This is a genomic window from Microcystis sp. M53602_WE12, assembly GCF_030065455.1.
In the GTDB taxonomy this organism is placed as follows: Bacteria; Cyanobacteriota; Cyanobacteriia; order Cyanobacteriales; family Microcystaceae; genus Microcystis; species Microcystis aeruginosa.
In genome coordinates this window covers 1-14,233 of sequence record NZ_JASJFB010000452.1, presented here as the reverse complement: position 1 = coordinate 14,233, position 14,233 = coordinate 1, and the positions used below count along the sequence as shown (strand labels likewise).

Genomic DNA, 14,233 nt, shown 5'->3' with positions numbered 1-14,233 from the left:
TGATTGTCAAAGATAACCTAATCATAGTCGCTCATTCAATCATGAGTCTAATCATCGTCTTAACTATGATTTTTGTGATTGTGTGATGGACTATGATTCTTTTCGAGAGAGCGACCCCATGATGTGATATAAGACAATAAATACTCATGATTGTCAAAGATAACCTAATCATAGTCGCTCATTCTAATCATCGTCTTAACTATGATTTTTGTGATTATGTGATGGACTATGATTCTTTTCGAGAGAGCGACCCCATGATGTGATATAATACAATAAATAGTCGTGATTGTCGAAAGATAACCTAATCATAGTCTATCATTCAATCATTCTAAATCATAGTTTAGACATTGAATTGTCAAAAACAACCCAATCATAGTCCATCATTAAATCATGAGTCTAATCATAGTTTAGACATTGAATTATCAGAGACAATCTAATCAAAATCCTCACTTCATCATCTAAATCCTAGCCATGACTTTTATTAATCCCCAATACCCTGAAAGTGAACTAACAGGTAAAATTATTGGTTGTGCAATGGAAGTTCACCGTATCTTAGGAAATGGTTTTCAAGAAGTAATTTATCAACGTGCTTTGGCAAAAGAAATGAACCTACAGGGATTATCTTTTTCGAGAGAACACGAAATGCCGATCTTTTATAAAGATGATCAAATAGGTACAAGACGAGTTGACTTTTTTGTTGAAGGTAAAGTGATGGTAGAATTAAAAGCCGTTATTCAACTTGAAGACGTTCACTTAGCACAAGCTATCAATTATCTCGAAGCTTATGGGTTAGATATTGGATTATTGCTTAATTTTGGAAATATCAGTTTACAGTTTAAAAGAGTTCACAAGCCGAAAAGAAAACCTAACTATAACTAGAAATAATTGAAGTGTATAAAACTTAAAATCCTAGTCCATCAAACAATCATAAAAATCATAGTTTAGACGTTTTCACAAAGCATTTTTGGGGCTACGGTTCCAGAATTCGGGCTAGTCAAGGACTAAACCCGAACTTGACCGAGTTTTTTAATCCTCTAAACTAATCTTGACCGGATTAACTTTCCAAATCTCTTGACAATATTCCCAGATTGTGCGATCGCTAGAGAATTTGGCCATACGAACCGAGTTGAGAATCGACATCCGCGTCCACTTGTCCCGATCGCGATAAGCTTCACTTACCTGTTCCTGACAATCAGCGTAGGATTGATAATCAGCTAAAAGCATATACTGGTCATCGTAGAGGAGAGAATCGACGATCGGCCTGAATAATTCCTGGTCACCATGGCTAAAATAACCACTCTTAATTCGATCGATCACTCCCTTCAATTCGCGATTATTTTTGTAATAGCTCATCGGTTCATAACCGTGTGCTTTCTTAGCATAAACTTCTCCTGCTGTCAAGCCAAAAAGGAAGAAATTTTCTGCCCCTGCTTCCTCGCGAATTTCGATATTAGCACCGTCCAGAGTCCCAATGGTGAGGGAGCCATTCATGGCAAACTTCATGTTACCGGTTCCGGAAGCTTCCTTACCCGCCGTGGAAATCTGTTCGGACAGATCCGCCGCCGGATAGATGCGTTGACCCAAAGAAACGTTAAAGTTAGGCAGGAAAACCAATTTTAAACGACCTCTGACATCAGGATCCTTATTAACAATTTCAGCTACAGCATTAGTTAACTTAATAATTAACTTAGCCATAAAGTAACCGGGGGCTGCCTTACCACCAAAGATAAAAGTGCGCGGCACGATATCGATCTGAGGGTTCTGTTTAATGCGATTGTAAAGGGCGATAATGTGCAGAACTGCCAGATGTTGGCGTTTGTATTCGTGAATCCGTTTTACCTGCACATCGAAAATCGAATTAACATCCACCTCGATATTGCGGGTTTTCAGCATATAAGCCGCTAAATCGGCCTTATTCGCCTGTTTAATTTCATACCAACGCTGACGGAATTCGGGATCATCAAGGTATTGTTCCAGTTTTCGCAATTCCTTCAGGTCTTTTAACCAATCATCGCCGATTTTTTCAGTAAATAGTGCCGATAATTGGGGATTGCTCAATAAAATCCACCGGCGCGGGGTGACACCATTGGTTTTATTGTAGAATTTTTCCGGCCAGAGCATGGCAAACTCTTTCAGGGTGTCCTTTTGCAGTAACTCTGTGTGTAAAGCGGCGACTCCGTTAATCGAGTGACTACCCACACAGGCTAAATTAGCCATGCGAATTTGTTTATTACCCCAACCAGCTTCTTCAACTATCGACAATTTGCCCAATAATTCCTCGTTATCGGGAAACCAAGTCCGCACATCCTCAAGGAAAAAGTGATTGATCAGATAGATAATTTCTAGATGTCGGGGCAGCAGTTTACCAAGTAAATCCGCCGACCAACGTTCCAGGGCTTCCGGCAATAGGGTATGATTGGTATAAGCGAAGGTTTTTTGGGTAATTGCCCAAGCTTTTGACCATTCTAAGCCGTTTTCATCCACTAACAAACGCATTAACTCAGCGATCGCAATGGCGGGGTGAGTATCGTTCAGTTGAATAGCGGCGGTTTCGTGGAAGTTTTGCAGATTTTTGTGGCTTTTTAGGTGAATGCGAATTAAATCTTGCAGGGAAGCGGCCACAAAAAAGTATTGTTGGGCGAGACGTAATTCGCGACCGGCGGGGGTGTTATCGTTGGGATAAAGGACTTTAGAAATGGTTTCCGCGTCCATTTTTTCGGCCACGGATTGATCGTATAACCCGGCGTTAAAAGCCTCAAAATTAAACGATTCACTCGCTTCTGCTTTCCAGAGACGCAAAGCGTTAACCGTGTTGGTTTTGTAACCCGGGACGGGGGTATCGTGGGGAATGGCTAAAACCCGACGTTCCGGCAGCCATTGTACCCGTTCCTGTCCCTTATCGTCGTGATAGATTTCCGTCCGGCCACCCAGTTTTACTTCCACACTTTCATCGGGACGGGGTAATTCCCAAGGATTGCCGAAGCGTAGCCAGTTATCGGGGATTTCCACCTGCCAACCGTTTTGGATGATTTGATGGAAAATGCCAAATTCGTAGCGGATCCCGTAACCGATGGCGGGAATTTCTAGGGAAGCGAGGGAATCGAGGAAACAAGCCGCTAAACGCCCTAAACCGCCGTTTCCGAGGCCGGGATCCGGTTCCTGTTCGATAATTTCCTCAAAATCAAGACCTAATTCCTCGATCATCTCTTTGATTAGGTCGTAAATACCCAAATTAGCGAGATTATTGCCTAAATACCGCCCCATGAGGAATTCGGCGGAGAAATAGCAGACGAGTTTAACTTTTTCTTGTTTGTAGGTGTCGGTGGATTTCAGAAAACGACGCAGGAGGCGATCGCGAACGGTGTAGGCAAGGGCGACATAGTAATTGTAGGGACTGGCATTAGTGCGGTTAACCCCTTGCAAATAAAACAAATTGTCCAGAAAAGCCCGTTTTAGGGTTTCGGGACTCATGCCCGTGCGATCATCTTCAACTAAAGTGGGGCATTGAAGTGCTTCACGCCCATCAGCTAGGGTATAGGTTGTCTCCATGGGTTTTTGTTGTCCATATATTCGGGAGTCGATCGCCGATCAGATTCTGATGACGATATCCTTTATAGTTTACTTGTTACCTTTTGGAGAGACTCAGACATTTAGATTTCTATTGGTTTTGAGCGGATCTGCGATCGCAATTGTCGACGAAAAAAGGGTGAACCCTATCCACCCTCCCACAATTATTTACAAAAAAAGCTTAATAGCGTTTTTTTCTGTCACCACCACCACCATTGAAGGGCGCGCGCTCTTCACGCTCGCGGGCCTGGTTAACTTTAATTGATCGCCCCATCCATTCAGCACCATCCAGGGCGGCAATCGCGGCGCCTTCCTGGCCTTTATTTTCCATTTCCACGAAGGCAAAACCGCGTTTGCGGCCTGTCTCCCGATCCACGGGAATATGAACCCTTTTAACCTCGCCGTACTCTCTAAAGACATCGACCAGAGCTTCTTGGGAAATCTCGTAAGAGAGATTACCAACAAAAATAGACATAATACTTGAATCCTCGAACAATACTCGAAACGGTGTGGAGACACAAAATTCAGGGAGAAGCCGAACAATACTAAAGTAAAAAACTTACCGGATTAATACTGGAAACGAACTTGAACACCAATCTTGACTCTCGCCTCGATCATAACACAGAAAGAGTTGATCGCCGATCAGAATCTGATGGCGATATCCCTTATAGTTTACTTGGGGTTTGCTGAATAAATCTAAAAACCTTGTTAGATAAGGTTTTTAGATTTTTTTTCCCTCAAAAAGTGCTGACCCTTGGAGTGATCGGGGGTAAAATTCCGGGACTTTTTCCCTGAAAATTAGGTAACTGACCACCTGAAAATGGGTAAAACCCTACACCCCACACCCCACACCCCACACCCTACCCCCACGAAAAACTTTTTGCCGCAAACCCTACTTGTTACCTTTTGGAGAGACTCAGACATTTAGATTTCTATTGGTTTTGAGAGGAGCAGCGATCGCAATTGCCGACAAAAAAGGGTGAACCCTGTCCACCCTCCCACAATTATTCACAAAAAAAGCTTAATAGCGTTTTTTTCTGTCACCACCACCACCATTGAAGGGCGCGCGCTCTTCACGATCGCGGGCCTCGTTAACTTTAATTGATCGCCCCATCCAGTCAGCACCATCTAGTGCCTCAATTGCGGCGGCTTCCTGGGCTTTACTTTCCATTTCCACGAAGGCGAAACCGCGTTTGCGCTGTGTCTCTTTGTCCAAGGGAATATGAACCCTCTTAACCTTGCCGTACTCTGCAAAGACATCGACCAGATCTTCTTGGGAAATCTCGTAAGAGAGATTACCAACAAAAATAGACATAATACTTGAATCCTCGAACAATACTCGAAACGGTGTGGAGACACAAAATTCAGGGAGAAGCCGAACAATACTAAAGTAAAAGACTTACCGAATTAATACTGAAAACGAACTTGAACACTAATCTTGACTCTCCCCCTGATCATAACACAGAAAGATTGGAGTTAATGTTAACTTTTATTCTCCAGGGAAAGAGACCGTTTTGGCTATCGGTGGCTACTCCCTCAACCGCCAGCTTTTTTTTCCCGACGAAATAACCAAATCATCAGGGCCACCACACCGATTTGTAGGGCAAAATTGGGTAAGGCGGTGGCTACGTCCCTGGCTGCCGCTAATTGGGCCAGAAACACCACCGCACCGATAAAACCAGAGGCCCCTAGACCGAGATAGATAAACTGCCGCAGACCTCGGTAGGGATTGGCCGCTTCCTCTTTCAAGCGCGCGTATTTTTGGGGATCAAGTCGAGGGGATTTGCTCATAAAAAAATTTTTCTAGCTCTGTATCTATTGTCCGTGATATAATCGGGAACTGGCAATGTGCCGATGTAGCTCAGTGGTAGAGTAGTTGATTCGTAATCAATTGGTCGTGGGTTCAAATCCCATCATCGGCTTGGGGTTTTACCTCCCGGAAGTTGACTAAGAAATACTGGTACAGTGGTTAAATGCCTTGGTTTTGTGGCGGCTATGGCAAAACCCCCTAATGCCTTTGCTGGGGATTTGCGGCTCTCTTGGGTTTGGTGGGTAAAATCTATTCTCAGATACATTCCCACTGGCGAGCGAATGGAACGAACCACAAAGACACAAAGCACACAAAGATTGATCGGTCTTATATAAGTTAAACTTATCACACCAAGAGTAAGAGAGCCGATTTACTTCAATAAGCCATTTTAGCAGCCAACAAGAGGTAAAAGAGTTAATTCCTCTAACCGATCGCTCCCTATTTTGGGCGAAATCTTTGGGAAAAAATCAGCTAGTTACTAAAGAAAAGGTTGAATGATTTTTGCGATCGCTTGACGTTGGCAATCGTCATATCCCCAGCGTTCTAGAAAGGCTTGATATTCTCCTTGTCCTGTGTTTAAACTGGTGGCTAATTGTTGTAATTTTTCCCCCAAGGACTGCGATAATAACTGCTTAATTAGTTGACCAGTTTTTTCTTGGACTTTCTCAGAACCTTGGGCGTTTTCTTCGTCTCCTTGACTGCGATGATAGATGACCATTGCCGTGGACATAGCCAGATTTTTGACTAATAATTCATTCACCAATATCGGGGAAGTTTTTAAAGCAGTGATTACTTCTAAACTAGGATGTTCCGTATAGGGTAAATCGCTGGTTAAATAAGTAACAAAAAATCCTCTAGCTCCATTTTCTGTGGAGACTAACTCAGTAATTTTCTGAGTTATTGTATCGGTATCTAAAAACTCAATTTGACTTAGTAAATCTTGAGTTTGTTGGATGGCATTTTCAAAAGTTATACTCATATCCATACCTAGCCTTCTGTGAAGTTTAAGAGAAAAATACTAAGCATCTAAAGCATTTAACCAATTAGTTAAATCCTCCACTGTTGAAAAATCCAATAAAGCTTCCCCCACTCGTTCTAGATCATCAATATTCAAGGGCATAATCCGACTCTCTATATCCACATCAATAGCTCCTAACTTACGTTTAATCAGACGAATAATTAGATTTCTTTCTCTTGCTAAACCCTGTTCTAAACCCCGTTCTAAACCCCGTTCTAAACCCTGTTCTAAACCCTGTTCTAAACCGCGGCGCATCCAACTGGTTGTAATCTGCATAACTCCCTCCTGTTCGGGTTGAATAAATGTGCTAATCTCCTGTTGAAATTCTATCTCCTCGGACGAGTTGAGATTGAGATAGGTATCGACAAAGCCTGAAATCAATTGCATTCTAGCGGCATCTAATCTTAATGTTACCAATAATCTTAGACATTGTGCCTTAACTTTTGCTCTATCCCGAGGGGCAATTTTCATCTTAGCCATCAAAGCGGCGGCGACGGGATTAGGTTGATTAATAAAATCTCGCCAATTCAAGCGATTTAACTGGACAACTTGATAGTTAAATTCTAACACTTTTAAGTCAGGAAACTCAATTTTATATTGAAGAATTGCTTCTTTTTGTGGACGATCATAGGAGAATATGACAATGGGATAAACTGGTAAGGCAAATTTTTGATGCAGACGAGCGAAATAAGTAAACATTCGCCGATTAAATTCCGGTTGAGAGCTAGACTGTGCTTCTAGATGAATTAAGAAAAATGATGATTGTCCTCGAAATTGAACTTGGGCGACTAAATCACTTTCATACTTTTCTCCTTCCGTGACATCGGTAAAGACTTCTTTGTCTAAAAATGTGATCTGATTAGGCTCTAAATAATTGATAATCTCAGGAAAAAACAACTGAATAAATTCAACAAAAAAAGTCGCAATTAATTCCTTAAATAAACGATCATGGTCAATAACATTATTCATACATAATAATTGCAAACGGGGAATCTTTCAGCTTATCTTCATATTCTAGTAATTATAAGGGTTTTACCCAATGATTAGCACTAGGAGGCCAAGAAATTAAATCCTCGATATTACCTTCCATAGTAGCACAAATTTGAGCGAGGGGTAATAGCAAATCCTGTTATCATACTAAATCCGTTGAGTATAGGCTACTTATTAGGACAGGCAAAAGGCAAAAGGCAAGAGGCAACAGGAGGAATAAATAATCAGTCTTTAATAACCGGATTTAGTATCATAAGAAGAGTAAGGACGAGGAGATAAAATGCCCAAAAAAGCCTACTTAGCCGCACATCCAAGTTCAGAGCAAATGAAAGATAGATATAAAGCAAGTCAAGATTCGGTGGCAACAAGAAGATGGCACTGGTTAGGTAAAATATCTTGAGGATGGACAATCAAAAATGCGGCAGTAGCTGTGGGATGAGATTATCAATATAGTTTTAAAATTCTCAAAAGCTCTAATGAATTAGGAGAAGAAGGAGTTAAAATCTCAAGAAAAAGAGGGTTCTTCGTTACTTGGTATGGTTCGATCAGGGGGCAAAAATCGGCTAAATCCTTATCTGGCAAAAGACTTAATTGATTAGCTCGTTCTAGATTGAAAACAATTGGCAAAAATCGAAGCAATGTCTTTCTATATAAGGGTTTCACCCCTTATAACTCCCGTCCATTGCATAACACAAACCGAAGAACCCAAATTATCAAAAGCTTTAACGAATTAGGAAAAGAAGGAGTTAAAATCTCAAGAAAAAGAGTCAGGAACATCCGAGAGGAAAAGAACCTTTGTTGAAGGAAGAACAATTCCAAAAAATAAAATTGAATAAATTCAGGGAAATTTACGGTAATTTTGCCGGTTAAATCAATTCCCTGCTATCTCCATCCCAAATTACTGCTAGTACAAAAGTTTTATCTAATTTTCAATTATCGATTGAGAATAGAAATAATTCGATGATTTTGAGTAGTTGTTTCCTGAATTATAGGACGCAGTTGTTGCACCAGTTCCCTAGAGCGTCTTATTCTTGCTTCCGGTAATAAATGCTCATGGGTATCGGCAAATAAACTAGAATCTGTTTGCAGATTAAGAGTTTTTGGATTGTAGATTAAAGGCACTATATTAGACAATTCTTCAATAGTTTTTTTAACATTTTTGACGGTAGTTTCATCGGTCTTAGCATAAACCCAAGAGAGAGAAACTACTAAATCAGCACCTTTAGCTTTTAACTCCTCTTGAAATTGAGCGATGCGTTTGAGGGAGTGTTGCGAAACAGGTCGATCAAATGTTCTAGCCCACCATTTACCTGTACGATGTTTGACTACGGTAGGATCTCCTTTTTCTGTGATTGGATCTGATAAATAACCCCTAGCTTTTCCTGTTTGTATAACATCAACAGCAGTTTTTACCATAGCGCGTAAACTAGGAACTCCCATTAACCAAGTCTCGGAAACTAATTGTTCTAAGGGTATATTTCCTAAACCCGGTTTTCCAATGGCAACACTAAAGGGAACCGAACCAAATAAACCATCACCATAACCAATACCATCATCATCCAGTAACATCAAATATTCAGGAATGAGAACCACTATATCCCCCGGACGTACCTGTTCTAAAATAATTGGGCAAATGACATTTAATCCCAAATCTCCCTGTAAACCAAAGTTAAAAACTGGGATTTTTAGCTCCTGTTCGAGGAATTGAGAGTTAATACTATATTGTACTCCCGACCCCCCCGCAAAAATTATTCGTCTCGGTGCATCTATCTGCTTGGCAAAAGATACTTTTTGTTCGTACATTTGTAGGAGCCACTTTAATTCACCACCGTAGTATACGTTATAAAAAAAACCCAAAGACCAGGCCACCCCAACGGTAGCTAACCAAGGCCAAAAAGTAAACATTTTCTTCATAAGTTTAGCTCCTAGAGTTGAATCAAGAGAATCACTAATTCTAGTTAAAAAAAGAGATAATTGTCTTATCTTTCTTGCCATAATTGCCAAATAGTTGCCACATATTTCCGTCCTTTTGACAAATAATCCCAGAGATTAATTCCAGTTTTACTCTCACCATAAATGCGGGGAACGCAAAGATAAGGAACTTCCACTAACTTATAACCTAAACGATTGGCACGGGTTAATAAATCAATGCAGTATTCTCCATAATCTCCCTTTAAGCGAATTTTTTCTAAAACCTGAGAACGAACGGCAATAAAACCACTGGTATAGTCGTGAACTTGATTGCCTAGCATCACGATGGCCATGCGATTAATAATCCAGCTTAACATCCGGGCCATCAGTCCGTGGGCAACATCATCACCCCCCGGAATCCAACGAGAACCTACAACCATATCAGCTTTTTTAGTTCGAATCGGTGTGATTAATTGTGGCAGAGCTTCTGGAGGCATAGATAAATCACAATCCATCCAAGTAATAATTTTAGCCCCATACAGATTAATCGCATCGTCAATACCTCTCTGTAGAGCCGAAGTTAACCCTTTCTCGTTGATTCTGCGACACAAAATTACCCCCGATTGGAATTGCGAATCTTGGGGAGGAGTGGGATATTGTTTGGCTAAATCTTCTACTATCTGCCAAGTTTCATCGGGAGAATTATCATCCACCACTAGCACTAAATAAGGACTAGGAACACTAGCTAGTAAACGTTCAATTAATTGACTAATATTATCTCGCTCGTTATAAGTGGGTAAAATCGTACAGACTAAATCATTAGCTGCTGGGGTAATTGTGGGCTTATCCTCGGATTTTTTGGATAGTAAACCTGTCTCAGAAGCAGATATAACTATTTCATAGAAAGGATACTTACCAATGATTCCAGAGCGATTTATGCCAATTTGAAACTTTTGTCCATCTTGGCTAAATTCCAGTTCTTCCGGTGGGGATTCTAAGAGTTGACAAGGGCGATAGGGATAGCAAACGTAGGGAAAACTAGACAATCCTTGACCGACTAATTCTTGGCATAGTTTAACCATGGCTTGACTATCTTCTACACGGAAGAAAGTTTTTTGTTTCTCCAAACCAAAACCCAAAACTTGTGCCGCATATTGATGAGAAAAGACAACAATAGAATTAGGATTCTCTTCTATGCTTTTGATAGCTGGTGCTATCCCCTGATGGGTTTTATAGAAAAATTCTCCACCTTGATAAATGTTTTTATAGACAGCTATTGCCAGTAAGATTAACAGTAAAACCCAGCTTCCCTTGGCTAGTAAAACTTCTTGGTTCGCTCCGACAATTTTTACTTGTTCCACCGTTAATAAGGTAACAAAGGGGATAAGAGGCAATAAATATCTCGGTCCCCATTGTTTACCTCCCACCATGACTTCTCCCGGGGCAATATCGACTAAACAAGACACCCCTACTGTGTAGATAAAATAGAGATCATAGACAAAAAGCATTTGTTTATCTAGAGATATATTGGCGATGTCAAATAGATAACAACTGGCTAAAAGTATCAGGAAGTAAATTATATTGTCCTTGACTAACGCCTTGGTTTTGACCATTCCTTGCCAGCGAAGATTGACGAGAACAGCCAAGATGATAATCGCCATTATACTAATTAAAGTTACGGGAATATCCCTGGCAAAATTCAATTGTTGACCGCTCCAAGTGAGCAAGTAAGCTAAGGGAATTATACAGATAGGAAAATGCAGCAAAAAAGAGCTATTCAACTGATAAAAACTGGTCAGGGCTTCTTGAATACGTTTTTTCCAAGAAAACTCCTCAAGGACTAACAGAGCGTGAACTCCTAGAAAACGATTATAAATTAACTTATTGCACAACCACAGTAAAAACACACTAACAATCATACCTAGTACAAAACTAAAAGCTATTCGATTAGTTAGCAGAAAATCAGAAACATTAAGATTTTGCTCGGTTGAATACCAAGCAAAAATTGAGGTTTGTTCTGGAGTTAAACCCAAGAAAACTAATAAAGTTAAAGTTGCCACTAGGGCCAGACATTCGGAGCGGAACCATACTGATAAACCCACTAGAAATCCGCCTAATAAATTGGGCAGCCAGCCACTATTAGCTGTATCGGGTAGAAAAAAAGCGATAACAATTCCCAAAAATCCTAAAGTAACAGCGAGGGTATGTTCACAATATATGGCACTGTATAGAGTTAAGGGCGAAGCAAAAATCAAAATAACTAATCCCAAAAGACTCCCCCAACTGTCTAGGGAAAAAGCGGGAATTGCTCTTGAAAAACTGAGCCACAATACCCAAATTGATAGGAGGGGAATCAAGTAAAACCCACGATAACCCCAAAGTTTATAAAAAAGGGAAGTTAGCAAAGAGAATGAAAAAGGAAAGGAGATATAATAACGTTGATTTAAGTAGTAAACAAAAGGGGGGCGATAACTGTATAAACCCTCTTGCCAAAGACGAGTAACCCAAGCTTCTGCGCGCTCAACTAAGTCAAATCGCCATGGACCATTACTTAGCTGACGAGCTAGTAAAGCTTTCAGCGCCCCATCGCCATTAAAAAAAACATCCTTGGGAACTGAAATACATAGATATAGGGAATAAAAGCAACCAGAGGCAATTACTACCCAAGATAAAAACTCCGTGCCAATTATCATAAAAGTCGGTTTTTATTCAAAAAATTTTCATCAATTTTTCATCCCTACTCAGCCTCAGCAAAAACTTGCTGAACTGCTTGGGCCACTCGCTCAATTTGCTCGTCCGTGAGAGCTAAACCGCTAGGCAGATAAAAACCCCTGCGCGCCAGTCTTTCAGCCACGGGACAGGAAACATTTTGCAATAATCCCATTTTGTGAAATACCGGTTGTTCGTGCATACACCAGAAAAAAGGACGCGTACCAATCTGATGTTCTTTGAGGCGTTTCATCGCTTCCATAGCATCAAAGTTAACCTCATCTTTGAGAACAATACCATAAACCCAATAAATATTTTCGGCATAATCAGTTTGAGGTAGAGGCAATTCTAGACAGGGGATATTTTGCAATAATTCCCTGTAGCGTCTGCCCATTTTTCTCTTGCGCTGGACAAAAGTTTCTAGCTGTTCTAATTGTGCTAAACCCACTGCCGCTTGCAGATTAGTCATCCTCAGATTCCAGCCCAGTTCTTCGTGAATAAAACGTCGTTGGGGCTGAAAATATAAATTTCTCAGGGAACGACAACGCTCAAAAATATCCTCTTGGTTGGTGACAATCATGCCCCCTTCCCCAGTGGTAATATGTTTGTTGGAATAGAAACTAAAGATACTGATATCACCGAAACTACCACAGGGTTTACCTTGATAGGTTTGACCGTGCATTTCCGCCGCATCTTCAATAATTTTTAAACCGTATTTTTGAGCTAATTCTAAAACTGGAGTCATTGCCACCGGTAATCCGTAGATATGAACCACCATTATCGCTTTAGTGCGGGGCGTGATTTTTGCCTCTATCTGCCCGATATCCATGTTCCAAGTCTGCGCTTCGCAGTCCACGACCACGGGAATCGCCCCGGCTTTGACAATGGCAGCTCCGCAGGAAATGATGGTAAAAGTGGGGAGAATCACTTCATCCCCCGAACCAATTCCTAAAGCGACGATGGCCGCTTCTAAGGCCATAGAACCATTGCACACGGAAACGGCATACTTTCGCCCAACAGCGAGGGCAAAATTTTCTTCAAACTTCTGAACGAAGGGACCTTCCGAAGAAATCCAACCGCTATCAATACATTCGTTAAGATACTGTTTTTCCTTGCCCGCAAGTAGTGGCTCATTGACGGGAATAAAGCTACTCATGCTATCTCTGCTCCCGCCATTTTAACCACAGTTTCCTCAATTCCTGTAAAGCGAGTTTTATCCTGATTACCAACGTAGGGACCTTGTTTTACTTCAATCATTTCTACTTCTTCTAAGACTTGGAAACCATGACCACCTTGGATCAACAAAACCACATCCCCATCTCTCAATATATGACTTTCTAGATATTGTTGGTCGTCATCATAGAAATCTACCCGCAGTTTTCCTCTTTTGATAATTAAGACTTCCTGGGTAAAAAATACTTCCCGTTGTACTTTGTTATGAACGTGGGGCATAATACTTTTTCCCGTCGGGTGTCTCATATAGGCCAACTGTTGGGAAAAATCATCGGGAGTTAGGAAATGAATCCCCTCTTGGTTAAACTCTCGTCGGAGAATTATCGCTAAAACTTTACCCTCTTTCGTGATTTGAGAAATTGGCAAAGAGTTAAATTGACTTTCTGGCTTATTTTTCTGATTTTGTTGGCGGAGAAAATCTAAAGATAAAAAGTCTGAAGCTAGTTTAAACATGAATTTAACCCCCCTAGGGAATGGTTGTGAGAAAGGCTGAAATTAATTGACAGCAAAGAAGGGGCGAACCAGTGACTAACTTTTGTCACCCCTGGTAGGCTAATTTAATTTAATTAGCTAAAGCTTAATCTAATTAACCTTCTGTTAATTTAGTTAACAGAAGGTTAATCCCGACTAAGGCAAGATGCCTCTACCATACATTTAAGAAAACACGGGAGCATCTAACTTTAGAAATAAGTAGAAATACTTAAGGGTAAAAAAATAGAATTAAACAGGGGTCTCATGAAGATAAGCGGAACGATGGCGAAGCACTTGTGGAACATTTAGAACACAAGTCCGAGCATTTGTACTAAAATATCTAATAGACGGCTAACTGCTATATTTTCTGATGACGATATAAATAGGGTTTGCTGAAAAAGTTTTTCGTGGGGGCAGGGTGTGGGGTGTGGGGTGTGGGGTGTAGGGTTTTACCGATTTTCATCTGGTCAATTACCTAATTTTCAGGGAAAAAGTACCTGAATTTTCCCCCCGCTCACTCCCAG

12 protein-coding genes and 1 tRNA gene are annotated in these 14,233 nt (G+C 40.8%); 2 read left to right on the top strand and 11 right to left on the bottom strand.

The window, feature by feature from the left end; genetic code table 11:
• Nucleotides 1-471: 471 nt before the first annotated feature.
• The gene (locus tag PX482_RS15210; protein WP_002759175.1) at nucleotides 472-879 is read left to right on the top strand and encodes a GxxExxY protein; all 408 of its coding nucleotides are present in this window, start codon (nucleotides 472-474) and stop codon (nucleotides 877-879) included.
• A 147-nt stretch (nucleotides 880-1,026) separates the two neighbouring features.
• Here the strand turns inward: PX482_RS15210 and PX482_RS15205 are convergent, their stop codons facing one another.
• The 4 genes from PX482_RS15205 to PX482_RS15190 all read right to left on the bottom strand — a co-directional run bounded on the left by PX482_RS15205 (nucleotide 1,027) and on the right by PX482_RS15190 (nucleotide 5,358).
• Complete coding sequence (locus PX482_RS15205; protein WP_288122630.1) at nucleotides 1,027-3,549, bottom strand: glycogen/starch/alpha-glucan phosphorylase; 2,523 nt, start codon at nucleotides 3,547-3,549, stop codon at nucleotides 1,027-1,029.
• Between the two features lie 199 nt (nucleotides 3,550-3,748).
• Entirely contained in the window at nucleotides 3,749-4,042 is a 294-nt protein-coding gene (gene rbp, locus PX482_RS15200; RefSeq protein WP_288093679.1) for an RNA-binding regulator, read from the bottom strand.
• Between the two features lie 546 nt (nucleotides 4,043-4,588).
• Entirely contained in the window at nucleotides 4,589-4,882 is a 294-nt protein-coding gene (rbp, locus tag PX482_RS15195; protein ID WP_002759179.1) for an RNA-binding regulator, read from the bottom strand.
• A gap of 221 nt (nucleotides 4,883-5,103) precedes the next feature.
• A complete protein-coding gene (locus PX482_RS15190; protein WP_002759181.1) occupies nucleotides 5,104-5,358 on the bottom strand; it encodes a DUF3493 domain-containing protein in 255 nt (84 codons plus the stop codon).
• A 59-nt stretch (nucleotides 5,359-5,417) separates the two neighbouring features.
• Here PX482_RS15190 and PX482_RS15185 point away from each other — a divergent pair.
• Nucleotides 5,418-5,489 (top strand) — tRNA-Thr (locus PX482_RS15185).
• 366 nt (nucleotides 5,490-5,855) lie between these two features.
• Here the strand turns inward: PX482_RS15185 and PX482_RS15180 are convergent.
• The 7 genes from PX482_RS15180 to PX482_RS15150 all read right to left on the bottom strand — a co-directional run bounded on the left by PX482_RS15180 (nucleotide 5,856) and on the right by PX482_RS15150 (nucleotide 13,691).
• Complete coding sequence (locus tag PX482_RS15180; protein WP_043999067.1) at nucleotides 5,856-6,356, bottom strand: sll1618 family protein; 501 nt, start codon at nucleotides 6,354-6,356, stop codon at nucleotides 5,856-5,858.
• 39 nt (nucleotides 6,357-6,395) lie between these two features.
• Nucleotides 6,396-7,364: a DUF4351 domain-containing protein gene (locus PX482_RS15175; RefSeq protein ID WP_288095252.1), complete on the bottom strand. Its 969-nt coding sequence runs from the start codon at nucleotides 7,362-7,364 to the stop codon at nucleotides 6,396-6,398.
• Between the two features lie 465 nt (nucleotides 7,365-7,829).
• Nucleotides 7,830-8,012, bottom strand: coding sequence for a hypothetical protein (locus PX482_RS15170; RefSeq protein WP_196219826.1), 183 nt, complete (start codon nucleotides 8,010-8,012; stop codon nucleotides 7,830-7,832).
• 306 nt (nucleotides 8,013-8,318) lie between these two features.
• Nucleotides 8,319-9,299 carry a hypothetical protein gene (locus PX482_RS15165; protein WP_288095250.1) on the bottom strand — a complete coding sequence of 327 codons (981 nt, stop codon included), beginning with the start codon at nucleotides 9,297-9,299 and terminating at the stop codon, nucleotides 8,319-8,321.
• 65 nt (nucleotides 9,300-9,364) lie between these two features.
• A complete protein-coding gene (locus PX482_RS15160) occupies nucleotides 9,365-11,989 on the bottom strand; it encodes a polyprenol monophosphomannose synthase (RefSeq protein ID WP_002759189.1) in 2,625 nt (874 codons plus the stop codon).
• A gap of 44 nt (nucleotides 11,990-12,033) precedes the next feature.
• Nucleotides 12,034-13,161, bottom strand: a complete 1,128-nt coding sequence (locus PX482_RS15155) for a DegT/DnrJ/EryC1/StrS family aminotransferase (protein ID WP_002759190.1) — start codon at nucleotides 13,159-13,161, stop codon at nucleotides 12,034-12,036.
• The gene (locus tag PX482_RS15150; RefSeq protein ID WP_002759194.1) at nucleotides 13,158-13,691 is read right to left on the bottom strand and encodes a cupin domain-containing protein; all 534 of its coding nucleotides are present in this window, start codon (nucleotides 13,689-13,691) and stop codon (nucleotides 13,158-13,160) included. Before PX482_RS15150 ends, PX482_RS15155 begins: the two co-directional genes overlap by 4 nt.
• Nucleotides 13,692-14,233: the final 542 nt, after the last annotated feature.